Annotated in this window: 21 protein-coding genes; 12 read left to right on the top strand and 9 right to left on the bottom strand. The window is 72.1% G+C overall.

Going from position 1 to position 23,319, the window contains the following annotated elements:
• Positions 1-63 precede the first annotated feature (63 nt).
• From Vse01_RS09720 to Vse01_RS09710, 3 genes are read left to right on the top strand one after another with little or no spacing between them, the layout of a single operon-like run.
• Positions 64-225 carry a hypothetical protein gene (locus Vse01_RS09720; RefSeq protein ID WP_170863471.1) on the top strand — a complete coding sequence of 54 codons (162 nt, stop codon included), beginning with the start codon at positions 64-66 and terminating at the stop codon, positions 223-225.
• Positions 218-1,420, top strand: a complete 1,203-nt coding sequence (locus Vse01_RS09715) for a helix-turn-helix domain-containing protein (protein WP_093405882.1) — start codon at positions 218-220, stop codon at positions 1,418-1,420. The genes Vse01_RS09720 and Vse01_RS09715 overlap by 8 nt, the downstream gene beginning before the upstream one ends.
• Entirely contained in the window at positions 1,417-1,677 is a 261-nt protein-coding gene (locus Vse01_RS09710) for a hypothetical protein (protein WP_093405885.1), read from the top strand. Before Vse01_RS09715 ends, Vse01_RS09710 begins: the two co-directional genes overlap by 4 nt.
• A 59-nt stretch (positions 1,678-1,736) precedes the next feature.
• On the opposite strand, the gene Vse01_RS09705 is transcribed toward Vse01_RS09710, so the two are convergent.
• Together Vse01_RS09705 and Vse01_RS09700 are read right to left on the bottom strand one after the other, a co-directional pair.
• Positions 1,737-3,362, bottom strand: a complete 1,626-nt coding sequence (locus tag Vse01_RS09705; RefSeq protein ID WP_093405888.1) for an ABC transporter permease — start codon at positions 3,360-3,362, stop codon at positions 1,737-1,739.
• The gene (locus tag Vse01_RS09700) at positions 3,359-4,279 is read right to left on the bottom strand and encodes an ABC transporter ATP-binding protein (protein ID WP_093405890.1); all 921 of its coding nucleotides are present in this window, start codon (positions 4,277-4,279) and stop codon (positions 3,359-3,361) included. Before Vse01_RS09700 ends, Vse01_RS09705 begins: the two co-directional genes overlap by 4 nt.
• 105 nt (positions 4,280-4,384) lie before the next feature.
• Between Vse01_RS09700 and Vse01_RS09695 the strand changes: the two genes are divergently transcribed.
• Positions 4,385-5,215 carry a TetR family transcriptional regulator gene (locus Vse01_RS09695; RefSeq protein WP_170863472.1) on the top strand — a complete coding sequence of 277 codons (831 nt, stop codon included), beginning with the start codon at positions 4,385-4,387 and terminating at the stop codon, positions 5,213-5,215.
• Between the two features lie 61 nt (positions 5,216-5,276).
• On the opposite strand, the gene Vse01_RS09690 is transcribed toward Vse01_RS09695, so the two are convergent.
• Positions 5,277-6,602, bottom strand: coding sequence for a metallophosphoesterase (locus tag Vse01_RS09690; protein ID WP_093405896.1), 1,326 nt, complete (start codon positions 6,600-6,602; stop codon positions 5,277-5,279).
• Positions 6,603-6,737: 135 nt separating this feature from the next.
• Positions 6,738-8,255, bottom strand: coding sequence for a glycerol kinase GlpK (gene glpK / locus Vse01_RS09685; protein WP_093405899.1), 1,518 nt, complete (start codon positions 8,253-8,255; stop codon positions 6,738-6,740).
• A gap of 206 nt (positions 8,256-8,461) precedes the next feature.
• On the opposite strand from glpK, the gene Vse01_RS09680 reads away from it, so the two are divergent.
• Positions 8,462-9,334 carry an SDR family oxidoreductase gene (locus tag Vse01_RS09680; protein WP_093406146.1) on the top strand — a complete coding sequence of 291 codons (873 nt, stop codon included), beginning with the start codon at positions 8,462-8,464 and terminating at the stop codon, positions 9,332-9,334.
• Positions 9,335-9,396: 62 nt separating this feature from the next.
• The gene (locus tag Vse01_RS09675) at positions 9,397-9,888 is read left to right on the top strand and encodes an ATP-binding protein (protein WP_093405902.1); all 492 of its coding nucleotides are present in this window, start codon (positions 9,397-9,399) and stop codon (positions 9,886-9,888) included.
• Between the two features lie 25 nt (positions 9,889-9,913).
• Here Vse01_RS09675 and Vse01_RS09670 read toward each other — a convergent pair whose 3' ends face one another.
• Positions 9,914-10,234 carry a TraR/DksA family transcriptional regulator gene (locus Vse01_RS09670; protein WP_093405905.1) on the bottom strand — a complete coding sequence of 107 codons (321 nt, stop codon included), beginning with the start codon at positions 10,232-10,234 and terminating at the stop codon, positions 9,914-9,916.
• A 455-nt stretch (positions 10,235-10,689) separates the two neighbouring features.
• On the opposite strand from Vse01_RS09670, the gene Vse01_RS09665 reads away from it, so the two are divergent.
• The 5 genes from Vse01_RS09665 to smpB all read left to right on the top strand — a co-directional run bounded on the left by Vse01_RS09665 (position 10,690) and on the right by smpB (position 16,877).
• Positions 10,690-11,121, top strand: coding sequence for an SCP2 sterol-binding domain-containing protein (locus Vse01_RS09665; protein ID WP_093405907.1), 432 nt, complete (start codon positions 10,690-10,692; stop codon positions 11,119-11,121).
• Positions 11,118-13,175 (top strand): amylo-alpha-1,6-glucosidase, encoded by a 2,058-nt coding sequence (locus Vse01_RS09660; RefSeq protein ID WP_093405910.1) that lies wholly within the window; start codon positions 11,118-11,120, stop codon positions 13,173-13,175. The genes Vse01_RS09665 and Vse01_RS09660 overlap by 4 nt, the downstream gene beginning before the upstream one ends.
• A gap of 103 nt (positions 13,176-13,278) precedes the next feature.
• Positions 13,279-13,791 carry an NUDIX domain-containing protein gene (locus tag Vse01_RS09655; protein WP_093405913.1) on the top strand — a complete coding sequence of 171 codons (513 nt, stop codon included), beginning with the start codon at positions 13,279-13,281 and terminating at the stop codon, positions 13,789-13,791.
• A 212-nt stretch (positions 13,792-14,003) separates the two neighbouring features.
• The gene (locus Vse01_RS09650) at positions 14,004-16,355 is read left to right on the top strand and encodes a hypothetical protein (protein WP_093405916.1); all 2,352 of its coding nucleotides are present in this window, start codon (positions 14,004-14,006) and stop codon (positions 16,353-16,355) included.
• Between the two features lie 30 nt (positions 16,356-16,385).
• Positions 16,386-16,877, top strand: coding sequence for an SsrA-binding protein SmpB (smpB, locus tag Vse01_RS09645; protein WP_093405920.1), 492 nt, complete (start codon positions 16,386-16,388; stop codon positions 16,875-16,877).
• A gap of 123 nt (positions 16,878-17,000) precedes the next feature.
• On the opposite strand, the gene Vse01_RS09640 is transcribed toward smpB, so the two are convergent.
• The 3 genes from Vse01_RS09640 to Vse01_RS09630 all read right to left on the bottom strand — a co-directional run bounded on the left by Vse01_RS09640 (position 17,001) and on the right by Vse01_RS09630 (position 21,294).
• Positions 17,001-17,414, bottom strand: coding sequence for a hypothetical protein (locus Vse01_RS09640; protein WP_093405922.1), 414 nt, complete (start codon positions 17,412-17,414; stop codon positions 17,001-17,003).
• A gap of 41 nt (positions 17,415-17,455) precedes the next feature.
• Positions 17,456-18,346, bottom strand: a complete 891-nt coding sequence (locus Vse01_RS09635) for an MHYT domain-containing protein (RefSeq protein WP_093405925.1) — start codon at positions 18,344-18,346, stop codon at positions 17,456-17,458.
• Between the two features lie 167 nt (positions 18,347-18,513).
• Complete coding sequence (locus tag Vse01_RS09630; protein ID WP_093405928.1) at positions 18,514-21,294, bottom strand: DEAD/DEAH box helicase; 2,781 nt, start codon at positions 21,292-21,294, stop codon at positions 18,514-18,516.
• A gap of 86 nt (positions 21,295-21,380) precedes the next feature.
• Here Vse01_RS09630 and Vse01_RS09625 point away from each other — a divergent pair, with 86 nt between their 5' ends.
• Positions 21,381-22,136, top strand: a complete 756-nt coding sequence (locus tag Vse01_RS09625; RefSeq protein WP_232511290.1) for an HAD family hydrolase — start codon at positions 21,381-21,383, stop codon at positions 22,134-22,136.
• 27 nt (positions 22,137-22,163) lie between these two features.
• Here the strand turns inward: Vse01_RS09625 and Vse01_RS09620 are convergent, their stop codons facing one another.
• Positions 22,164-23,099 carry a diacylglycerol kinase family protein gene (locus Vse01_RS09620; RefSeq protein WP_093405930.1) on the bottom strand — a complete coding sequence of 312 codons (936 nt, stop codon included), beginning with the start codon at positions 23,097-23,099 and terminating at the stop codon, positions 22,164-22,166.
• Positions 23,100-23,319 lie beyond the last annotated feature (220 nt).

Below are 23,319 nucleotides of genomic sequence, written 5' to 3'. Positions count from 1 at the left end.
TTAGCGTAATCAGACGGTAGCGACGGGAAGTTGCTGGCGCTTCTGATCGCGAAGGAGTCGGGAATGATCGGCCAGAACGACGCCGGTACGCCAAGTAGGGGCGAGCAGATCGAGGCGGCCGAACGGGAGGCGGCGAGACGCCGTCTGCTCGCCCAGGCCGAGGCGGATCGGATACCGGTCGAGGAGACGACCCGGGCGGTGCCGGATCGGCGACGGCATGGGTGACGAGTTGCCGATCGGTCGGCGGGTGGCGTACTGGCGGGGGCGGCGGCGGATGTCGCAGCAGGTGTTCGCCGACCGGCTAGGCAAGTCGAAGAGCTGGGTCGACAAGGTCGAGCGCGGTGCGCGTTCGCTGGACAAAGTGTCCACGATCGCGGAGATCGCCGCTGTGCTGCGGGTCGATCAGTCGGTGCTGCTGGGCCGCGATGTCCGTCCCGCCGCCGTCAGCGAGCGGGCGGCGGGTGTGGAGCGGATCCGGGCGGCACTGTCGGCGTACGACATCGCGGTGGGCCGGCGGGTGCCGGGCCGCGACATACCGGCGGCAGCTCAGGTGGCGCGTAGCGTGGTTCACGCCTGGACCACCTACCAGCACGCACGGTACCCCCAGTTGATCGACCTGCTGCCCGGGCTGATCGGCGGGGCGCAACGTGGTTACGCCCGCGAGCCGGGACCGGGGCGCGGACCGCTGGTGGAGGCATACCGCATCGGTGCGGCGCTGCTGACAAAGCTCGGTGAGACCGAGCTGGCCTGGCTGGCCGCCGATCGGGCGATGACGCTTGCCACCGGCGACGCGGTGCTGGCCGCAACGGCGGCAGTGCAACTCGGGCAGGTGTTGCGCGCCACCGGGCAGACGCGCGCGGCGGTGTCGACCATGCGGTCCGCCGCGTACCGGATCGCACCGCCGGACCTCGACGGTGGCCCGTCGGGGCAACTGTCCCTGTGCGGCACGCTGCTCGTGCAGGGCGCGTTCGCGGCGGCCGGCGACGGCGACGAGCGCGGCGCCGCCAACCTGCTCGACGAGGCCGCCGACCTGGGCGACCGGGTGGGCGACGGTCATGACCATCATCGCACCGCCTTCGGGCCTACCGCCGTCACCGCAGCGCGGACGGTGGCGGCACTGGAGTTGGGCGACGCGGGTGCGGCGGTCACCTGGCATCAAAGGACGGTCCGACGCGACGGTTGGCAGTGGCTACCCGTCGAGCATCGCGCCGCCCACCTGATCGACGCCGCCCGCGCGCACCTGCACGCCCACGATCACACGAGCGCCGCACGGACCCTGCGGCAAGCCGAGAGCATCGCACCCGCCGAGGTGCGGCACCGCCCCGCCGCCCGCGACCTGCTCGCCCAGGTGCTCCGGAGCCCGCACGCCCCGACGACGATCGTGCAGCTCGCTGCGGCCCTCGGGGTGCCGGCGACATGACCGCGCGGCTGTTGTCCCTGGCTCAGATCCTCAACCGGCTCGCCCTCACCGCCCGCCGGACCCTCCGCGAGCACTGCCCGTCCCCCGGCGGCCCCTGCCCGATCTGCCGCCTGGCGGACTGCGCCACGGCAGCCGCTGCGCGCGACGTCCTCGACGCCATCACCCAACTACGCTGGCACCGCCTAAAGGTTCCGCCGCACCTCGTGTCCTCCGAGGATCCCAGCGTGCTCCGCGCTGACCGACACCTCGAGCACTGACCGCAGTAGCGGCGTGTCGAGTCACTCCACTGCAAACGATCAAGACGGATCAGGTGGGGTCAGGTGGGGGTGTCGCGGCGGCGGAAGGTGGTTAGGCCGAGGGCCAGCAGCGCGGCGGCGACGGCGGTGAGGACCACCAACGGCAGTACGGTGACGTCGACCGCGGGCACCGACGGCACGTGGGTGTACGGCGAGAGGTTAAGCGCCGCCTGCGGCAGGTCCAGCGCGGCACCCAGCTGGCCGAGCAGCAGGAACACGATGAGCACCGCCCAGCTCAACGCGACCGACAAACGGGGCAGCGCGCCGAACAGGGCGGTCACCACCCCGGCGACGACAAGCAGGGCCGGCAACCACAGCAGCGCCGCACCTGTCAGCTCGACGGTCCAGCCGACCGGGTCACCGACCGCCAGCCCGTACCCGAGGCCGGTGGTGGCACCGGCCAGCAGCATCAGCGCCAGCGCACCGAGCACCGCGCCGGCCACCTGAGTGCCCAACCACCGGTAGCGGCTGACGGCAGTGGCGAGCAACGGTTCGAGGATGCCGTCGGACTCGTCGCCACGCACCCGCAGCAGGGCCTGCACGACGTACGCCCCGAGGGTCAGGGCGAACAGCGCGAGCATCGCCGCCAGGAAGGCGTCGACCAGGTCGGCCCCGCCGCCGAGTTGGGCGATCGCCTCGGCGGCGGCCGGGTTGTCGGCGATCATGTCGTCGACCTCGTTGCCGGCCAGGCCCATGGCGAGGCCGAGCACCGCGACCGCGACCGCCCAGCCGGTCAACGCGCCACGGTGCAGACGCCAGGTGAGTCCGGCCGGGCTGAGCAGGCCGGCGGCGGCGGTGGCCGGCCCCCGGCGGGCGGCGAGCAGGCCGGCCCCGAGGTCGCGCCGTTCGGCGAGCGCGTACGCCCCGGCAACCCCGACGACCAGCAGGGCGACCGGCAGCGCGAGAACCCACCACCGCTCGCCGCCGAAGGCACGGATCTGGGTGCCCCAGCCCAGCGGCGACAACCAGGTCGGCCAGGCGCTGTCCAGGCGTACCGCGTCGGCGGCGCGTTGACCGAGCACGTCACCGGTGGCCCGCAGCAGGAACGCCACCCCGACCGTGGCGGCGGCGAGCGCGTTCGCACCCCGGGAGGTCACCGAGAGTTGGGCGGTGACGGCGGCCACCCCGGTGAAGGCGAGGCCGACCCCGACGATCGCGGCGGCGGCGGCCACCGAGCCGGCGGCCGGCAGCCCGGCACCGACGAAGGCGAGCGCGAGCAGCGCACCGGCCAGCACGTTGGCGCCGACCACGACGACCAGGGCCGCGGTGAGCAGCGCGTACCTGCCGACGGCGGCAGCGCCGAGCAGTTCCGCGCGGCCGGTCTCCTCGTTCTGCCGGGTGTGCCGGACCACGGCGAAGGTGCTGAGCAGCGCGGCGAGCACGGCCAGGGTGAGGTACGTCTCGGTGACCACCACGGCACCGAGGTCGGTGCTGGCGACCGGGCCGTTGAAGGCGCGGGCGACGACACTTGTGTTGGCCACCTCGGCGTACCCGATGCGGTTCTGCTCGTCGGGGTAGATGCTGGCCACGCTCTCGGCGAGGGCGTAGCCGATCAGCGGGCTGCCGAGCGTCCAGATGGCCAGGCGGACCCGGTCGCGACGTAGGGCCAGCCGGGTGAGCCAGCCGGTTCCGGTGAAGGCGCTCATCGGGTGCCTCCGGTCGTCGCCTGCCGGTCACCGTTGACGGCCTCGCCGTAGTGCCGCAGGAACAGTTCCTCAAGCGTGGGCGGTGTGCTGGTCAGCGCGCGGACCTCGAAACGGACCAGGTGGGCCAGGAGCGCGTCGAGGTGCTCGGGCTCGACCTCCAGCCGGACGCGACCGTCGACCGGGCGAACCTCGTGCACGCCGGGCAGCTCCGTGAGGCCGGTCGCCGGCCGTCCGGTCTCGACGGTGACTGTGGTACGCGCCAGGTGCCGCAGCTCGGACAGCGTGCCGGACTCGACGATCCGGCCCTCCCGGATGATGCTGACCCGGTCGCAGAGCGCCTCGACCTCGGCCAGCACATGGCTGGAGAGCAGGACGCTGGCGCCGGCCTGGGTGAGCTGGCGGACCTCCTCCTGGAACACCGCCTCCATCAGCGGGTCCAACCCGGAGGTGGGCTCGTCCAGCACGTACAGCTCGACGTCGGAGGCGAAGGCGGCGACGATGGCGACCTTCTGCCGGTTGCCCTTCGAGTAGGTGCGGCACTTCTTCGTCGGGTCCAGATCGAAGCGTCGCAGCAGTTCGTCGCGCCGACGCCGGTCCAGCCCGCCGCGCAGCGCGCCGAACAGGTCGATCGCCTCCCCGCCGGAGAGGTTGGGCCAGAGGTTGACGTCGCCCGGCACGTACGCCAAGCGCCGGTGCAGCGTGACGGCGTCGCGCCACGGGTCGCCGTCGAGGATGCGGACCTGCCCCGAGTCGCGGCGCAGCAGGCCGAGCAGGATCCGGATGGTGGTGGACTTGCCCGAGCCGTTGGGTCCGAGGAATCCGTGCACCTCCCCCGGTTCCACCGTCAGGTCGAGCCCGTCGAGCGCGCGTACGCCGCCGAAGGTCTTGACGAGGTTCTCGATGGAGATCACGGACATGGTGCCTCCCGTCGTACGGTGTCTACCGAACCACTGTACTGACCGATGGTAAGGGGTCGATACGAGGCGTCCCGCCCGGCGGTCAGGAGGCACTACGCTTGGCGCATGAGCTGGGAGGAGACCGACGGCACCCGCAGCCGGATCCTGCGCACCGCATCGGACCTCTTCGCCGAGCAGGGATACCAACGCACCTCGCTGCGGCAGATCGCCGAACGGTTACGGCTGACCAAGGCCGCCATCCTCTACCACTTCCCCAGCAAGGCGCATCTGCTCACCGCACTAGCCGAGCCGCTGATCCGCGACCTGGAGGCGCTGCTGGACAAGGCCGGGGCACTGCCCGGCCAGCAGGCGAGGTGGACGCTGCTGGCGGGCTGGGTGGACACCATGCTCGCGCACCGCGGCCCGCTCGGCATGCTCTTTCACGACCTCGCGCTCGTCGACCGGGGCAGCACGTACCACCGGCTGATGCAGATCGCCATGCGCGCCAACGAGATCGTCGCCGGACCGGACGCCGGACGCCGGGATCGGGTCCGGGCGGTCCAGGCCATCGCCATGTGTAGCGATCCGGTGGTGTTCATGATCGACGTGCCCGCGTCGGTGCTGCGGGGCGACATGCTCGACGGCGCCTGTCGCCTGCTCGGCGAGGCGCCACCCGACGTGGCGGAGCCGGTGGACCGGTCCGCACCGGCGGCCGACCTGACGACACCGGTGACCGAAGTGGCCTCCAGCGCCGTTTCCGCGACGCCCGAGCGGGTGGGGCGGCGGCGGCCGGGGCGACCCCGGTCGATGAGCCCGGAACAGGTACGGTCCGCCCGGCGGATGCATCTGGCGGGCACCCACTCGGCCGACGAGATCGCCGCCGAGTTCGGCGTCTCGCGCGCCACCGTCTACCGCCACCTCGACGCGGACGACGATAACGAGACAGTTCTAAGATAGTTTCGAGACAGCCTCGGCCGGCCGGCCCGGCGGCGGGGCGGGGCGCCCCGCCGCCGGCACGTCACCGCACCAGGCCGAGCCCGGCGTACGTACGCTCGTGCGCCGGAAACTCCTCGTCGGTGTGCGGCGCGTAGATCCAGGTACGCAGCGAGTCGGCAGCCGTGTCGATCTCCACCAGCCGCACCGGGTTGGTCCGGCGCGAGTGGAACGTCTGGAGGAAGGAGTGGACCCGGTTGCCGTGCACGCCGGTGTCCACCCGGGAGGCCGCCGTGCCCGTGTGGCCGGAGAAGACGAATCGGATGTTGGGGTATCGCGCCACGAGGTTGTCGAAAAGGTACCGCGGGCTGGTCGAGCCGTAGCCGGCCGACTGGCCGATCGAGGCGTCGCTCTCCAGGTAGTGATGAGTGACGATCACGACGTTGTGCCGGGGATGGGCGGCCACGACGGCCTTCGCCCAGGCGACCGCCGCCCGGCGCGGCCACAGCTCCAGACTCAGCACCAGCCACCGCACGCCGCCGGCCGTGTAGGTGGCGTAGGCGTTGTCCACCTTGCCGGCCTCGAACTGGCCACGCACCGCCCCGAACCGGCCCGCCGTGAAGTACCTGTTGAACACCGTCGTGTCACGCAGCAGTTGCCCGGCAGGGCTGCGCAACTCCCCGTCCGGCCCGGCGGCCTGGGTGTCGTGGTTGCCCACGGCGAGGGTGTACGGCATGCCGGCCGTCTCCAGTGGACGCAACGCGGCCCGGGCCCGTTCGTACTGCACGTGGCCGGGAGAGTCGTAGTTCACCACATCGCCGGAGTGCGTGACGAAACGCAGGTCGAGGGTGGCGCGCTGGTCGACCAGCCAGTCGACGCGCTGACGCAGCCGGGTGTCGCCCGCGGACAGCACCTCCTCCTGGGTGTCCGGGACCACGGCGAAGGTGAAGGTGGCGTCGACCGCCGGCGGCGGCTGCACCCGCACGTACGCCAGGTGTGCGTTGCGGTCGCACGCGCCGGTGTACCTGTCGTTGACCAGCTCGATCCGAACGTCGTGCCGCCCCTCCGGCAGCTGCTCACCGACCGGATAGCCGCCGTAGTCGGCGGCGCTGGTCACGGTGATCTCGCCGATCACCTCGCCGGCCACCCTGACCCGCAGGGTCGGCCAGCCGTCGCAGTGATCGCCGATCGCCCCGACGACCAGCCGGCCGGCGCCCCGTACCGGGACGCTGGCGTAGCTGGCGTTGTGCCACAGCGTGGCGTGAGTGCCCGACGGCGGCCGGGGCGTGCCCGTAGCCGGTTGGATCGAGCCGTTGACCACGGTGAACGGTGACGCCGCGTGCGCCGCGCCAGCCAGTACGCCGGCCGACAGTACGACCACGACCGCCATGATCGCGCGCGTGATCCGCATGGATGCCTCCCTGTGCCCACCCCCGGCAGCTGCCGGACATCGGGATGCTAAGGCAGACTCACCGGACATTCCGGCACCGCGACATTGACACGCAGTGACGTTAACTTGGCCGAAACGTCACAGGGCGCGGCGTCGTCAGCCGACGTCGACCCAGTCCAGCGTGCGCTGCACCGCCTTGCGCCAGTCGGCGTAGCCGGCCGCGCGCTGCTCGGGCGACCAGGACGGCTGCCAACGCCGACTCTCGTTCCAGTTCTCCCGCAGTTCCTCGGTGTTCCGCCAGAATCCGACGGCCAGGCCGGCGGCGTAGGCCGCGCCGAGGGCAGTGGTCTCGGCGACCACCGGCCGGCTGACCGGCACGCCGAGGATGTCCGCCTGCAACTGCATGCACAGGTCGTTGACGGTGACGCCGCCGTCGACCTTGAGGCGTTCCAGCGGTACGCCCGAGTCCCGCGCCATGGCCTCGGCCACGTCGCGACTCTGGTAGCAGATGGCTTCCAGCGTCGCCCGAGCGATGTGCGCGTCGGTGTTGTAGCGGGACAGGCCGACGATCGCGCCCCGGGCGTCGGATCGCCAGTACGGGGCGAACAGGCCGGAGAAGGCGGGCACGAAGTAGACGCCGCCGTTGTCGTCGACCTGGCGGGCGAGGTCCTCGCTCTGCGCCGCACTGCTGATGATCTTCAGCTGGTCGCGGAGCCACTGCACGGCCGAACCGGTGACGGCGATGGAGCCTTCGAGCGCGTAGACCGGCGGCTGGCCGGCGAACTGATAGCACACGGTGGTGAGCAGCCCGGCCTCGGAGCGGACGATCTCCGACCCAGTGTTCAACAGCATGAAGTTGCCCGTACCGTACGTGTTCTTCGCCTCGCCCGGGGCGAAGCAGACCTGACCGACAGTGGCCGCCTGTTGGTCACCAAGATCCGCGGTGATCGGGACCGGGCCGGCGAACGGGCCGCTGGGCAGGGTGACGCCGTAGGCGTCCGGATCGGACGACGGAACGATCCGGGGCAGCATGGCGCGTGGAACGCCGAAGATGGACAGCAGTTCGTCGTCCCAGTCCAGGGTTTCCAGGTTCATCAACATGGTCCGGCTGGCGTTTGTGGGGTCGGTGACATGGACACCGCCGTCCGGGCCGCCGGTGAGGTGCCACAACAGCCAGGTGTCGGTGTTGCCGAAGATCGCCTCACCGCGTTCGGCGGCCGCCCGCACCCCGTCGACGTGCTCCAGAATCCACTGGATCTTGCCACCGGAGAAGTAGGTCGCCGGCGGTAGACCGGCCTTGCGCCGAATGATCTCGCCGCGCCCGTCGCGTTCCAACGCCGAGGCGATCCGATCGGTCCGGGTGTCCTGCCAGACGATGGCGTTGTAGTACGGCCGACCGGTGCGCCGGTCCCACACCACAGTCGTCTCCCGCTGGTTGGTGACACCGAGGGCCGCCAGGTCACCCGCCGCCAGGCTGTGCGTGTTCAGCGCCGTACGCACGACCGTCTGGGTCCGTTCCCAGATCTCCAGCGGGTTGTGCTCGACCCAGCCGGCGCGCGGCAGGATCTGCTGGTGTTCGAGCTGGTGGCGGCCGACCTCGTTGCCACCGTGGTCGAAGATCATAAACCGGGTGCTGGTGGTGCCCTGGTCCACGGCGCCGACGAAGTCAGCCATGCGGTTCTCCTTCTCCTGGTCCTCGCTGCGGTACCGCCTCGGGGTAGATCCTTCCCGATGTCCGCGCCACTCACCACGAACGGCCGGCGCGGACGTCGGGTGCGGCGGGCGGACGGCACCGGGTGGGTCGGCCGACGCAAGCCCGGTACCGTTCGGCAGACCACCACTGGGTCGCCGCCGGCGGCGACCGGGACCAGGAGCGCAGCATGCGGCTAGACCTACGCGACCGGACCATCCTGATCACCGGAGCGGCGCGGGGTATCGGCGCTCAACTGGCCCGGGCCGCCGCGGCCCGGGGCGCCCGGGTCGCCGTGGTCGGCCTGGAACCGGTGCTGTTGCGGCAGGTCGCCGCCGAGGTGGGCGGGCACTGGTACGAATGCGACGTCACCGACCAGGCGGGCCTCGACGACGCCGTCGCCTCGACCGTGCAGCGCTACGGCGGCATCGACGTGGTGGTGGCCAACGCCGGCATCGCCAACATCGGCACCGTGTCCACCGGCCCGGTCGACGCCCTGGCACGCACCATCGAGGTGAACCTGACCGGCGTGGTCCGCACGGTCAGCGCGGCGCTGCCGCACGTACGCGCCGCCCGCGGCCACGTCCTGATCGTCTCCTCGGCGGCGGCCTTCGCCGCCATGCCCGGGATGGCCGCGTACTGTGCGTCGAAGGCCGGGGTGGAGCAGTTCGGCAACGTGCTGCGGCTGGAGAACCGTCGGCGGGGACTCACCGTGGGCACCGCGCACCCGATCTGGATCGACACCGACCTGGTGCGCGACTTCCGCGACGACCTCGCCTCCTTCCACGCCGCGCAGCGCAAACTGCCCTGGCCGCTGAACACCGTGGTCAGTGTCGAGCGGTGCGCCGAGGCACTGCTGCGCGGCATCGAAGGTCGGCGACGCAAGGTCTACGTGCCACGGTCCGTCGCCCTGGTCCAGGCGCTGCGCCCGATGGTGCTCAGCGGGTTCGCCGACCGGCTGATCGACCGCTTCGGCGGCGCGGAACTGGCCGAGCGGTTGGAGGCGGAGGTACACCGTCTCGGCCGATCCTTCGGTCGGACGTCGGTGGAGGGTGGCCAGTAGCTTCCGGATGGTTGCCCCTCGGCAAAGGTCGCGGATGTTCGCGGACGACGTACCCTGCCTGCATGAACTACCTCGGCCCGCCGGACGCCCGGGATTCCCGCGACCCGTCCCCCGGCGGCGGCGAGACCACCCCACTGCTGTCCGAGTCGTTCACCGCGCAGACCGTGACGGCGCTACGGCACCTGCTCACCGCCCGGGTGGCCGCCGCCGGCCTCACCGGCGATGTGGCCGAGGATCTCGTCCTGGCCGTGCACGAGCTGGTCACCAACGCCGTGCTGCACGGTGGGGGCCGGGGGCGACTCGACCTGTTCCGGCGGGCCGACCTGCTCGTCTGTGAGGTCACCGATCACGGCCACGAGCACGGTGGCGACCTGCCGGTGAACCTGCCCGCGACGAACACCCCGGGTGGCCGGGGTCTCTGGCTCGCCCATCACCTGACCGGGGCGTTGACGCTGACCCGCCGGCCCGATGGTCTGACCGCGACCGTCACCGCCAGCCTGCGCGACGAGCCGTCCGGGTCGCCCGAGGCCACGGACCGGCCGCCGCACCCGTGAGACGAGCGGCGGCCGGTCCACCTGGTCACCCCTTCTGCTTCTGCTGGCACGACACGCAGAACCGCGCGTGCGGCAGGATCTCCAGGCGTTCCCGGGGGATGTCCGTTCCGCACCGCTCGCAGCTGCCGTAGCCACCGGCGGCGAGACGTCGCAGCGCCCCGGAGATCTGGTCGAGGCTCTGCCGGGTAGCGGCGATCAGCGCGGCATTCGTGTGCGCCTCCGCCGGATCCCCGGTGTCGGCCGTCAACTCGGTCAGCCGAGTCGTCTGGGCCTCGAACTCGTGGTTCAGCGTCGCCTCGAGTTCGGTGCGCCACTGCTGGTCGTAGGTGCCGGTCCGTTCGCTCATGTCGGTTCCTTCCGGAAAAGAAAAAGGGCCGAAGCTCTGCGCTTCGCCCCTGGGCCGTCACGTGTCCGTGCACGGTTTCCGGAGGGCTGCGACCCGCGGGACGCGGCTGGCCGTGACCGGCACGCCCGCAGACCCGGGGCGCGGGGGTGGCCGCGCCGGGCACGCGCAGCACAACCGCCGCCGCCGTGACGGCGGCGGCGCGGTTGAGCGGCGCGGCGGTTCGCATCGGACCACCATAGGCGGCGGCCAGCAGGAAACCAATGCCGATTCCCCAGGCGCGGGTCGGGCCGTCCGGATCTACCTGAAGGTGGCCAGCCAACACAGACCAGCACCAGAGCGGACCAAAGCCGTTAAGGTGACGATGGCGGAGGAGTCTGACCGGCGCTTCGCCGCCGGCTCGGGCCACCCTGGCGCCAGCCCTCGTCGGCCGGCAACGCCCCGCAGGAGGTGCCGGAATGTCGGAGGCGGTGCGCGACTTCTTCGACGGCCTCGTCGAGGGTGGGGGGCGGATGCTTCGGCAGGTCTGCGGCACCGTGCGATTCGACCTGGGTTACCCCGACCGGGTCGACCACTGGCTGGTCAGCATCGACCAGGGCCGGATCACGGTGTCGCGCGGCGACATGACGGACGCGGACACGGTGATCTACACCGACGCGCAGTTCTTCCTGCGGATGGCCCACGGCGAGGTCAAGCCCCTGCCGGCGTGGCTGCGCAACGACTTCACCGCCGACGGCGAGTTCCGTTTCGTCGTCATGTTGGAGCGGCTGTTCGCGCCACCGCCCGACGCCCACCACCCCCGTGAGGTGGCCGCCCGGGCGCTGGCCGCGTACCGACGGCCGTCACCGGGCGAGGCGGCGCCCCCGGCCGGCGACGGGGAGCCGCGGTGAGGAAGCTGGTCCGCATCCTCGACGGCAACATCTTCGCGCTGAGCGACGACAACGGCGACATGGACTTCAGCCCCACCAACCCGAGCGGATTCTTCGCCTTTGACACCCGCTTCCTGTCCACCTGGCGGCTGCGTCTGGACGGGGAGCGGCTGCACCCGCTGGCCGTGCACGATCCGAGCTACTACAAGATCCGGTTCTTCCTGGTTCCCGGTCACCCGACCCACTACGTCGACGCGAAGGTCTCGGTGATCCGCGACCGGTGGATTTCCGACAGCGCCTTCATCGAGCACCTCACCGTGCTCAACCACACCAACGGCCCCGTCGACTACGTGCTGCGCATCGACGCGGACAGCGACTTCGCGCCGGTCTACAACGTGGTCTGGCCGCACGGGTCGACACTTCGCGGCTACCGCGAAGTGTCGGGGGACGGTCTGCGGCTCGGTTACCGGCGAGAGAAGTTCCATCGGGTCACCGACGTCTCGAGCAGCGAACCGGCCGAGTTCGACGAGCGCGGGTTGACCTTTCGGATCCGGGTGGACCCGCAGGGCCGGTGGACCACGACCCTGCGGGTGCAAGGGCTCGTGCTGCGTCCGGACGGAGCGGACATTCGGGAACGCCTGCGGCATCCGCGCGGCAAGGTGGGCGCCGAACTGCGCCAGGACCTCAGCGAGTGGGTCGCCGAAGCCCCTCAGTTGTACTGCGACTGGAAGTCGTTGTGCACCACCTACCAGCGCGGGCTGATGGACCTGGCCGGCCTGCGCTTCTCTCCGCTGGCGCTGCCGCACGAGACCATGCTCGCCGCCGGGTTGCCCTGGTCGGCCACCATCATCGGCCGCGACAACCTGCTCACCTGCTACCAGACTCTGCCGTTCGTGCCCCGGATGGCGGCGACCACCCTGCGCCTGCTCGCCATCGACCAGGGCACGGTGCTCGACGACTTCCGCGACGAGGAACCCGGCAAGATCCTCAACGAGTTCCGGTACGGGGAGATGGCCGCCTTCGAACATCGTCCCCAGTCGCCGTACTACGGCGGAGCGGACGTGACGCCCCTGTTCGTCGTGCTGCTCGACGAGTACGAGCGCTGGACCGGCGACGCCGCGCTGGTGCGGAACTTGGAGGACGCCGCCCGCGCGGCGTTGCACTGGATCGACGAGTACGGCGACCTGCGCGGCGACGGCTACCTCTGGTACCAGCCACGCAACGACGAGAGCGGGGCGCAGAACCACTGCTGGAAGGACTCACCGGAGGCGATCTGCTACCGCGACGGCCGGCTGCCGGGGCTGCCCCGCGCCACCTGCGAGTTGCAGGGGTACGCGTACGACGCCAAACGGCGCGGGGCCCGGCTGGCTCGCGAGTTCTGGGGCGACCCGGCGTACGCCGAACGCCTGGAACGGCAGGCCGAGCAGCTCAAGCAGCGATTCAACAGGGACTTCTGGATCGATGGGGGTGAGTACTTCGCGCTGGCGCTCGGCCCCGACGGCGACCAGGTGGACGCGCTGGCGTCGAACATGGGGCACCTGTTGTGGAGTGGCATCGTGGACCCCTCCCGGGCCGCCGCAGTCGCCGATCACCTGCTCGGGCCCCGACTCTTCTCCGGCTGGGGGGTGCGGACGCTGGCCACCGGGCAGGCCAGCTACAACCCGCTCGGCTACCACGTCGGTACGGTGTGGCCGTTCGACAACTCGCTGATCGCCTGCGGGCTGCGCCACTACGGGTTCGTCAAGGAGGCGGGGATCATCGCCGAATCCGTCGTCGAGGCGTCCCAGCATTTCGCCGGGCGGATGCCGGAGGCCTTCGCCGGCTACGACCGCGAGCTGACCCGCTTTCCGGTGCCGTACCCGGCCGCGAACAGTCCCCAGGCATCCGCCACGGGTGCCACCTTCCTGCTGCTGCGCGCCCTGCTCGGCCTGGAGCCGTACGGCGACCACCTGGTGGTGCATCCGGAGATCCCGCCGCGCTTCGGCCGGATCGAGCTGCTGAACATCCCGGGCCGCTGGGGTCGTAAGGACGCGATCGGCAACGCCCGGACCTACGGTCCGCCAGCACCGCGCTGACGACCAGGTCGATCGCGCTGCGCAGCTGGTCGGGCGGTGGCGGGGCAGCCCCGGGCTCCGCTGCCGGCGGTGCCCGGCCGCATGCCAGGTAACGTGCTGCGGCATGACTGGCGTGGCGTACTCGCATTGTTCGTACTGCGGCGCGGCCTACCCGCCGCCGGTCGGCTGGCCCCGGCTCTGCGCGAGCTGCGGTCGACAGGTCTGGCGAAACCCGCTGCCGGTGGCGGTTGCCGTACAGCCGGTGCTGACCGCCACCGGTCTCGGTGTGGTCGTCGTCCGGCGGGACATCGAACCCGCCCGAGGGCTGCTCGCGCTGCCCGGTGGGTTCATCGAGCACGGCGAACGATGGGAGGACGCGCTGGTCCGCGAGCTGCGCGAGGAGACCGGCCTGCATGCCGACGCGGCCGGTGCCAGGCTGGTCACCGTGCAGAGCGCGCCGGCCGGCGGCACCATGCTGATCTTCGGGGAACTGCCGGTACGACCCGCCGAGGATCTTCCGCCCTCGGTGCCGACCGCCGAGGCCACCGAGTGGCTGGTGCTGACTGAGCCGACCGAGCTGGCCTTCTCCACCCACACCGAGGTGCTGGCCGACTTCCTCGCCCGCCGGCCCGCCTGACCGCCGGCCCGCCTGACCGCCGGCCCGCCTGACCGCCGGCCCGCCTGACCACCGGCCCGCATGACCAGCCGGGCCGTCTGACCAGCCGGTTCGCCTGACCAGCCGGACGCCGCGAGCAGGCGTGGTCGACGGCTCGGCGGGTAGACGGGGAGACCGCACCGGGACGCCGGGCCCGTGCCGGGTCGGGTCGGTGCACACGTTCCGGGGGGCCGATGACCAGCAAGCCGGGGGCCTCGGACGACGTCGTGGAGCTGCGGGTGCACGGCGTGTCCGGTGCCGACGCCGAACAGATCCTCGACCGTCCGCACAGTCACCAGGTCGCCGGGGACCGTAGCGGCGGGTTCTACCGGCCGCGCCCGGGCTATCCGGACACCAGGGGCCCGGCGGGCGTGACGCTGGAGGCGTATCGCTGGGGTGAACTGCCCTCCGGCACCACCGTCCGCACGCTGTCGCTGATGTTCCTGCTGCCGTTCATGCTGTGCAACGTCGCGATCTGGATGCGGCCGCCCCCAGGCCACAAGTCCGATTCCGGGGTGAAGGCGTTGTGCCGGCTGCTCGCCCTCAGCCTCACCATGCTGTACGTGCTGGCGGCGATGGGCGTGGCACTGGACCTGGTCGCCTGGCGGTGCGTGCCGAACCCGTCCTGTCTGGCCGGGCGGCCGTGGCTGTCCTGGATCAGCGACCGACCTCCCGGGCTCACCCTGGCCGTCTTCGCGCTCCTGCCCTTCGGCGCGCTCATGCTGGTCTGGCTGCTCGGCGTCCGCCCCGGCCGCAACTTCGCCGCCTTCCACACCCCGATCAGCACTTCGGGGGGCCACCAGCTCAGCGCGGTGGGCCAGTGGGACAGAGCGCCGACCGTGGACCGGCTCTGTTCGCTGCACGGCGCCGCCGGGCTGATGACCCTGAGTCTCGGTCTGGTCGCCGCCCGGATCGGCTCGGGCCCGTCGCCGCTCAGCGTGGCCCTGGCCGTCGTCAGCGGGGCGGTGCTGTTGGCCAGCATCGTGCTGGTCTGCGCCCACCCGTTCGTCGACCTGCTGCCGACCGACTCGTACGCGGACCGGATAGCGCGCGGGCTGCGCAACCTGGCCTTCGTGCTGATTGCTGTGGTGCTGGTGGCGGTGTCGGTCGACCCCACTCCGTGGCGGATCCGGGACGGGCTGCCCGGCTACGCCACCGCCGTCGGGCTGGTCATCTCCTCCCAGGCGGTGCTGCTGTTCCTGCTCGGCGCGGGCGCGCTGATCGCCCGGAGCCGACGACGGCACAACACCGCCGACACCACCGGCAGCGGCGAATCGTTCGACCGTGGCGACGCCGGCCGCGGTGCGGCGCCCGCACCAAGTGTCGAGCCCGACGAGGCGCGTCGCGGATTCGGCCGTAACGGGCTCGGCGCCGGACCGCTACGCGGGCTGGGTGCTCCCGTGATCGCGGCCAGCGCCACCGGGCTGGCGGTGGCGATCTCCGCAGACCTGGTCTACCGGGTTGCCGATTTCCTCAACCGCCGTGCCGACGCCGACGGGGAGCGGGCGATCAGCCCGCCGCTGGGCTACAAGTGGGCCATCTTCGTGTTCCTGGTGGCGGCGGCAGCCACCCTGCTGGCGGCGCTGATCATCGTGCTGGCCAGTCGTATCCCCCGGATGCGCACCGCCCGGGCCACCGTCGCGCACGACTTTCCCGACGCACCGCCGGCCGCCCGGTACCGCCTGCATGAGGTCGAGCGCATGATCGCCCGAGCGCGGTTCACCGAACGGGTGGAGTCACTCGCGGTGGTGTACGCCTCTGTCGTCGGGGTGGGCATGCCCAGCAGTCTGCTCGGCATGCTGGGGCTGGCGCCGGGCCCCACGGTGCAGCAGTTGACCGGCATTCCGGCCGCGGCGACCAACTTCGGTATCCAGATGGGCAGTTTCCTCATCGCGGCGGTGGTGTTCGCGCTGCTCGTCGGCGGCGTCTTCGCGTACCGCACGTCCCGGTTCCGCAGGTACGTGGGCGTGCTGTGGGACCTGGGGACGTTCTGGCCACGGGTGGCGCACCCCTTCGCACCACCCTGCTACGCCGAGCGCGCGGTGCCGGAACTGAGTCGACGGATCGCGCACCTCACCGACCAGGGTCACGGAGTGCTGCTCACCGGGCACAGTCACGGTTCGGTGCTGCTCGCGGCCACGATCCTGCAACTGCCACCCGAGGTGTGCGGCCGGTTGGCGCTGCTCACCTACGGCTCACCGCTGCGCCGGCTCTACGCCCGGCTGTTCCCCGCCTACGTCAGTGACGAGGTGCTCCGCGACGTGGGCGACCGGGTCAACTGGCGGTGGATCAACCTGTGGCGGGACACCGACCCGATCGGGGGCTGGGTCTTCTCGCCGCACCGGCCGGAGCGTCCGCCGACGGTGTCCGGCGCCGCCGGCACGGTGGACCGGCGGCTGCGCGACCCGGTCGGCGTCGTCCCGCCGCCCGGCGACAGCGTCCCGCACCCGATCGTCGGGCACTGGCCCGGCGAATCCGATCCGCGCTTCGAGACCGCGGTGACGGAGTTGGCGAGCCGGCTGCGTGAGCACGACAAGCCGGTCTGAGCCGACCGGCGGTGCGGCTATCCTTCCCGGATGGGCACCTCCCCCAGCGCCGAACGGACTGTGATCGCGTCGAACCGCCGGGCCCGCCACGACTACGCCGTGCTCAAGACGTACGAGGCCGGCATCGTGCTCGCCGGCACCGAGGTCAAGTCGCTGCGGGCGGGACGCGTCTCGCTGGTGGACGCCTTCGCGCAGGAACGCGACGGGGAGATCATGCTGTACGGCCTGCACATCGCCGAATACGGCTACGGCAGCTGGACCAACCACGCGCCCCGGCGTACCCGCAAGCTGCTGCTACGCCGGGTGGAGATCGCCCGGATCCTGGACCGGACCCGCGAGGGCGGGATCACCCTGGTGCCGCTGTCGATGTACTTCTCCGGCGGCTGGGCAAAGGTCGAGCTGGCGCTGGCCAAGGGGCGACGATCGTACGACAAACGGCAGGTGCTGGCCGAACGCGACGCGAACCGGGAGATCGCCCGCGAGCTGGGCCGCCGACTCAAGGGCCGCCCCGGTCGAGGCTGAGCCCGCCAGCGGCCCGGCCACCCCGGCGCGACAGCCGCACCGTGGCTCGCCTTGGGGCGGGTTTGCGCCGGAGCGGGCGCGCCCCGGAGACCGTCGGGAACCTCGGGACCGGTCGACGGTCTCTCAGTCGGCGAGCAGCTGGGCGTGGGCCGCGCGTAACCGGGTCAGCGCGGGATCACTTCCCGGCGGGAAACGTCGATCCAGCTCGGCCCAGACCTCGGCGAGCGCCGTGGTCACCGCCCGCAGCTCGGCGGCGTGCCGGCGCCCGCTCTGCTGCCGCTGAGCGTCCAGGCGTCGGGACCAGCCGGCGGTGACCTCGGCCAGGCGCCCGGCGTCGGCGCGCGCCTCGGCGACGGTGCGGGCGGCCGCCGCCGGCACGATCGCGGCGACCGGCCGGGGGTCGCCGTCGCGGGTGACCACCGTGACCGAGTCGGTCAGTTCGGCCATGGCGACGAGTTGGCTGAGTCGGGTGCGCGCCTCGCGAAGGGGCAGCGAGCGCGCCGGGGCGTTTCGCGGAGTGAGGGCGGGGACAGCCATGAATACATGGTCGGTGCCGGGTACGACACTTTCCGCGACGGTCAGCGCGACGGATGGTCCCGACGGGACGGAAACTGGGCGCCGGGGCGGGCCAGCGTCGACCGGGCGCGCAGCCCCACCGGATCGGGGGCGTCGGCATCCGGCGTCGCGCTGGCCGTGGGCGGCTGCGGTCGCCGCGCGTCCAGGTAGGCGAGCGCGGCGCGGTCCTCGTCGGTGGGTGCGGCGAGCAACGCGTACACCAGACCGACCACGCCGAAGATGACCAGCAGCACGATCGGGATGAGCAACGTACCGACACCGGCCCCGCTGATCTCGCCGCGTTCCTCGTGCAGGTGCACCGACAGGGCGCTCATCCCGGTGAAGTGCATGCCGTTGACCGCCACCCCCATCACCAGCGCCGAGGCGAAGATCGCCATCCCCTTGCGTACGGTCACCGCGAGCCAGAGCGCGACGGTGGCCGCGACCACGGCGATCAACACCGACAACCCCACCCGGAGGTTGTCGTAGAGCAGCCGACCGTCCAGCCGCATCGCCGCCATGCCCGTGTAGTGCATCGCCGCCACTCCGGCGCCGGTGAACAGGCCGCCGCCGAGGATCCGTCCCGCCGAGAGCCGGCCGGTGCCCACGATCGCCAGCCCGATGCCGACCGCGATCACCGCGAGCAGCGCGCTGCCCACGGTGATCGGCACGTCGTAGCGGATCCGCGACCCGGTCACCGCGAAGCCCAGCATCGCCATGAAGTGCATCGTCCAGATCGCCGTGCCACCGAGCGCCCAGGCGGCCAGGGTCCCCCACCAGAGCTTCTGGCCGGTGCTGGCGGCGGTCCGGATGCGGCCGGCACAGACCAGGCCGAGGATGGAACCGAGCACCGACAGCGCGTAGCTCAGCGCCGGTGTGATCCAGCCGTACTCAAAGTGATTGATGTCCGCCACGTGGGCTCCCCCCAGAGCTGTTACCGGCGCGTAGCGCACGCGCCGATGACATGATCCGGGACGCTCTCACCAGGCACAACAGGCCCCCCGGGCAATTCTCGGGGTGCCGCTGCGGTAACACAGCGATGCGTCGATTCCGACGGTCGCCCGGCGCCCGCCGGACAGATTCAGGCCGGTGAATGGTACGCCAGCACACCCCGGTTGACGGCGCTGATCGCCTGCCGTGCGGTGGCCCGCAGCTCGGTCGAGGCACCACCGGAGTCGGCGAGCTGGCCGAGCAGATCCACCACCTGACGGGCCCATCGGACAAAGTCCCCGGCGGGCATCTCGCCGTCAAGCTCGTGCCCGCTGGCCAGCACCTTCGCCAGCGCCTCACCCCGGGCCCAGCGGTAGACCGGCCAGGCGAAACCGAGATCCGGCTCGCGGGTTACGGCCAGCCCGCGCGACGCCTCCTCAGCCTCGATCTCGCTCCACAGCTTCAAGGTCGCGTCGACCGCCTCGGCCACCGCGCCGCGGGGCAGCGAGGCTCGTTCGTCGACGTCGCGGCGGGCCTCGAAGACCACCACCGAGACCGCGGCGGCCAGCTCGGCGGGCGACAGCCCGTCCCAGACGCCGCGCCGGAGGCATTCCGCCACGAGCAGGTCCGCCTCCGTCCAGATCCGCCCGAGCATCCGGCCGGCGTCGGTGACGGCGCCGTCGGCGGCGAGGTAGCCGCGCCCGGTGAGCAGCGCGACGATCCGGTCGAAGGTACGCGCCAACGACCCCGTCCGACCGGCGACCCGCTGCCGCAGCTCCTCGGTGTCGCGCTCCAGCCGGCGACGACGCTCGGCCCAGCGGGCGTGCTCCTCCCGCTCCGGGCAGGCGTGGCAGGGATGCCGGCGCAGCTCGGTACGCAGCTGGCTGAGCTGGTGATCCTCCCCGGACTGCCGGCCCCGGGCCCCCCGGCGGGAGTGTCGGTCCAGTCCGGTGCCGCTCACCTGCGCCGCCAGGTCACGCCGGGCCGCCGGATTGCGATGGTTGAAATGCTTCGGCACCCGGATCCGGGCCAGCACCTCGGCCGGGGTGGTGAAGTCACCGGGGCTGATCCGGCCGGCCCAGCGATCCTGGGTGAGCACCAACGGGCGCGGCTCGCTGAAGCCACCGGCCGCCGGATCGAGCACCACGGCCAGGCCGGCCCGCCGCCCGGACGGCACCCGGATCACGTCACCCACCCGCAGCCGCTCCAGGGCCGCCACCGCCGCCGCGCGTCGCTGGCTCTGCCCCTGGCGGGCGATGGCCCGCTCCCGGTCGGCGATGGCGACCCGCAGGGCGAAGTACTCGTCGAAGTCGCCGTGGTGGCACTCTGCCTCGACGCCGTACGCCTCGAGGGTCTCGGTGTTGCGTTGCACCTGCCGGGCCAGGCCGACCACCGAGCGGTCCGCCTGGAACTGCGCGAACGACGACTCCAGCAGCGCCCGCGCCGACTCCGCACCGACGCTGCCGACCAGGTTCACCGCCATGTTGTACGACGGCCGGAAGCTGGACCGCAGCGGATATGTCCGGGTGGAGGCCAGCCCCGCCACATGCCGGGGGTCGGTCTCCGGGGACCACACCACCACGGCGTGCCCCTCCACGTCGATGCCGCGACGACCGGCCCGCCCGGTGAGCTGGGTGTACTCCCCCGGGGTCAGGTCGACGTGCGCCTCGCCGTTGTACTTGACCAGGCGTTCCAGCACCACGCAGCGGGCCGGCATGTTGATGCCCAGAGCGAGGGTCTCGGTGGCGAAGACCGCCTTGACCAGCCCACGGACGAACAGCTCCTCCACGACCTCCTTGAACGCCGGCAGCATCCCGGCGTGGTGCGCGGCCAGCCCGCGCTCCAGCCCGTCGAGCCACTCCCAGTAGCCGAGCACCGACAGGTCTTCGCCGGGGATCGCGGTCACCCGGGACTCCACCACGCGGCGGATCTCCGCCCGCTCCTCGGGTGAGGTGAGCCGCAGCCCGGCGGCGAGGCACTGCTGCACCGCCGCGTCGCAGCCGGCCCGGCTGAAGATGAACAGGATCGCCGGCAGCAGCCCCTCGCGGTCCAGCCGGTCGACGATGTCCGGGCGCAGCGGCCCACGCCAGCGGGGGCCGCGCCGGCCGGCGCCGAAGCCGCCGGAGCGTCCCTCACCGAGATCCAGCCGGCGCATCGTGTCCCGGGTGTAGCGCAGCAGCTCCGGGTGCACGTCGTGCTTGCGGGCCGCCGCGGCGTCGTGGAACAGGTCGAACATCCGCTTGCCGACCAGCATGTGCTGCCACAGCGGCACCGGCCGGTGCTCGCTGACCACCACGGTGGTCTCGCCCCGAACCGTGATCAGCCAGTCGGCGAACTCCTCGGCGTTGGAGACCGTCGCCGACAGCGACACCAGGGTCACCGAGGCGGGCAGGTGGATGATGACCTCCTCCCACACCCCGCCACGGAACCGGTCGGCCAGGTAGTGGACCTCGTCCATCACCACGTACGCCAGGCCCTCGAGGGTGGCCGAGCCGGCGTACAGCATGTTGCGCAGCACCTCGGTGGTCATCACTACCACCGGGGCGTCACCGTTGATGGCGTTGTCACCGGTGAGCAGCCCGACCTGCTCCGCACCGTAGCGGTCGACCAGGTCGTGGTACTTCTGGTTCGACAGCGCCTTGATCGGCGTCGTGTAGAAGCACTTGCGCCGGGCCCCGTCGACCGGCGTCGGCCGCCCGGGCGCACCCCGCAACGCCAGGTGTACGGCGAACTCGCCGACCACCGTCTTGCCGGCCCCGGTCGGGGCGCAGACCAGCACGCCGCTGCCCCGCTCCAGGGCCTGACACGATTCCCGCTGGAAGTCGTCGAGGTCGAACCCCAGGTCAGCGGTGAACTCTTCAAGCGCCGGGAACTGTGAGGCCTGGGCGGCCCGGCGGCGCGCCGCGGCGTACCGCTCGGCGGGGCTCGACATGTCACCAAGATTAGTGCGTGCCCACGACGAGTACCCGGCAAGGCCGACCGCCGGGGCGGTCGGAGTGGGTCGGTAGGGTGCACGACGTGCCGGATCATGCCGAACCGACCAGCCCCGTGCCCGACGTCGACGGTCGGGGTCCGTCCCGTCGGCAGGTGCGAGCGGTCCTGTTCGACTTCCACGGCACCCTGGCGCAGGTGGAGGAGCCCAGCCAGTGGGTGCTGGCCGCCGCGTCGGCGTGCGGGGTGGTTCTGGACCGCGTCCGGGCGACCGCCCTGGCCGACCGGCTGCTCACCGCCGGCCGCGCCGGTGGGCCGCTGCCGGCCCGGGTGCCGCCCCACCTGGCCGAGCTGTGGGCCGACCGGGATCTCTACGAGCACGCCCACCGTGGCGCCTACACCGGGCTGGCCGACACGGTCGACGCCGGCATCGACGGCTTCGCCGAGGCACTGTACGAACGGGTGCGCACGCCGCAGGGGTGGGTGCCCTACCCGGACACCGCGCCGACCCTCGCAGCGCTGCGGGCCGCCGACGTCCGGGTGGCCGTGGTCAGCAACATCGGTTTCGACATCCGGCCCCTCTTCGACGCCTGGGGACTGGCCGACCTGGTCGACGCCCACGTGCTGTCGTACGAGGTGGGCCGCTGCAAGCCCGACCCGGCGATCTTCTGGCGGGCCTGCGGCCTGCTCGGCGTCGACCCGGAGGAGTCACTCATGGTCGGCGACACTCCCGCCGACGCCGGTGCCGTCGCCGCTGGCTGCGCCGCGCTGATCCTTCCCGCCGCCGACCCCGGCCGCCCCAACGCCCTCGGCTCCGTCCTCAACCTCCTGCACACCCCCTGACCATCCCTGCTTCCCCGGTACGGGTGGTCAGCGGAGGAGGTGGAGGGCGTGCGGGGTGACGGTGACGGTGAGGGGGAGAGGGAGGGAGCGCTCGCCGTCGGCGTAGGTGGTGATGCTGCCCTCCGCGGCGAGGGTGACGGTACGGGCGCGGTAGGTGTGCACCAGGGGATGGGTGACGTGGGTGCCGGCGTAGATGCGCGGCTTGACCCGGATCAGGGTGCGTCGGTCGAACCGGCCGCCGACCACCACGTCGAGCAGGCCGTCGGTCGGGTCCGCGTCGGGGCAGATGCGCATCCCGCCGCCGTAGCTGGCTCCGTTGCCGACCGCCACCAGGACCGCGTCGACCTCGATCCGCTCGCCGTCGAGGGTGAGGGTGTACCGGCGGGGACGTAGCCGGGCCAACTCCACCAGGATGGCCAGGTCGTAGCGGCGTGGACCACGCGGCCAGCGCATCCGGTTGGCCCGCTCGTTGACGATCGCGTCGAACCCGGCCGCCAGCACCGCGCCGTACCAGCGGACCGTGCCGTCGGCGCCGGTCATCCGGGCCAGGTCGACCGGCCGACTGCGCCCCTCGCGCAGGGCCGCCGCGATGACGTCGACCGCGGCCCGGGGGTCGGCCGGAAACCCGGTCTCCACCGCGAAGTCGTTGCCGGTGCCCGCCGGCACCGGCCCGAACGGCACCGAGGTGCCGGCGACGGCCTGCATCGCCCGGTGCACAGTGCCGTCGCCACCCACCGCGATCAGGGCACCGGCTCCTTCGGCGACGGCGGCCCGGCAGGCCGCCTCGGCCTCGGCCGCGCTGCCGGCCCGCAACAGCCGCACCGGCCGGTCGGCCGCCGCCAGCCCGTCCAGCAGGTCCGGCAGCAGCCCCCGGTGTCGGCCACGGCCGGCGGTCGGGTTGGCCAGCACGGCGACGGGCCCACCAGGCACCGAAGGGTGATCGTCTGAGGTCACGGCGAGCACCGTACCTGCCCGGACCGGTGCGGGCGTGCCGGTGCCGACCCGGCACCGGCCCGTGCCGGCAACGGAAACCGGACAGTCCCATCGTCTGCGCCGCAACTGTCATTTGTCACGACCGGTCGTGCGGCACGCATTCATCTCCATGACTGAAAACACTAGGGACGCCATAGGCCGAACGGACAGACTCGTATCCATCAACAGGACCGCAGCCGGCAGGCGGATG

This window comes from Micromonospora sediminimaris (assembly GCF_016863575.1).
GTDB lineage: Bacteria > Actinomycetota > Actinomycetes > Mycobacteriales > Micromonosporaceae > Micromonospora > Micromonospora sediminimaris.
This window is presented reverse-complemented; position numbering and strand designations above follow the sequence as displayed.

Coding starts and splice junctions, on each gene's coding strand:
- Vse01_RS09720 (WP_170863471.1), top strand. CDS start 64: ATGATCGGCCAGAACGACGCCGGTACGCCAAGTAGGGGCGAGCAGATC.
- Vse01_RS09715 (WP_093405882.1), top strand. CDS start 218: ATGGGTGACGAGTTGCCGATCGGTCGGCGGGTGGCGTACTGGCGGGGG.
- Vse01_RS09710 (WP_093405885.1), top strand. CDS start 1,417: ATGACCGCGCGGCTGTTGTCCCTGGCTCAGATCCTCAACCGGCTCGCC.
- Vse01_RS09705 (WP_093405888.1), bottom strand. CDS start 3,362: ATGAGCGCCTTCACCGGAACCGGCTGGCTCACCCGGCTGGCCCTACGT.
- Vse01_RS09700 (WP_093405890.1), bottom strand. CDS start 4,279: ATGTCCGTGATCTCCATCGAGAACCTCGTCAAGACCTTCGGCGGCGTA.
- Vse01_RS09695 (WP_170863472.1), top strand. CDS start 4,385: ATGAGCTGGGAGGAGACCGACGGCACCCGCAGCCGGATCCTGCGCACC.
- Vse01_RS09690 (WP_093405896.1), bottom strand. CDS start 6,602: ATGCGGATCACGCGCGCGATCATGGCGGTCGTGGTCGTACTGTCGGCC.
- glpK (WP_093405899.1), bottom strand. CDS start 8,255: ATGGCTGACTTCGTCGGCGCCGTGGACCAGGGCACCACCAGCACCCGG.
- Vse01_RS09680 (WP_093406146.1), top strand. CDS start 8,462: ATGCGGCTAGACCTACGCGACCGGACCATCCTGATCACCGGAGCGGCG.
- Vse01_RS09675 (WP_093405902.1), top strand. CDS start 9,397: ATGAACTACCTCGGCCCGCCGGACGCCCGGGATTCCCGCGACCCGTCC.
- Vse01_RS09670 (WP_093405905.1), bottom strand. CDS start 10,234: ATGAGCGAACGGACCGGCACCTACGACCAGCAGTGGCGCACCGAACTC.
- Vse01_RS09665 (WP_093405907.1), top strand. CDS start 10,690: ATGTCGGAGGCGGTGCGCGACTTCTTCGACGGCCTCGTCGAGGGTGGG.
- Vse01_RS09655 (WP_093405913.1), top strand. CDS start 13,279: ATGACTGGCGTGGCGTACTCGCATTGTTCGTACTGCGGCGCGGCCTAC.
- Vse01_RS09650 (WP_093405916.1), top strand. CDS start 14,004: ATGACCAGCAAGCCGGGGGCCTCGGACGACGTCGTGGAGCTGCGGGTG.
- smpB (WP_093405920.1), top strand. CDS start 16,386: ATGGGCACCTCCCCCAGCGCCGAACGGACTGTGATCGCGTCGAACCGC.
- Vse01_RS09640 (WP_093405922.1), bottom strand. CDS start 17,414: ATGGCTGTCCCCGCCCTCACTCCGCGAAACGCCCCGGCGCGCTCGCTG.
- Vse01_RS09630 (WP_093405928.1), bottom strand. CDS start 21,294: ATGTCGAGCCCCGCCGAGCGGTACGCCGCGGCGCGCCGCCGGGCCGCC.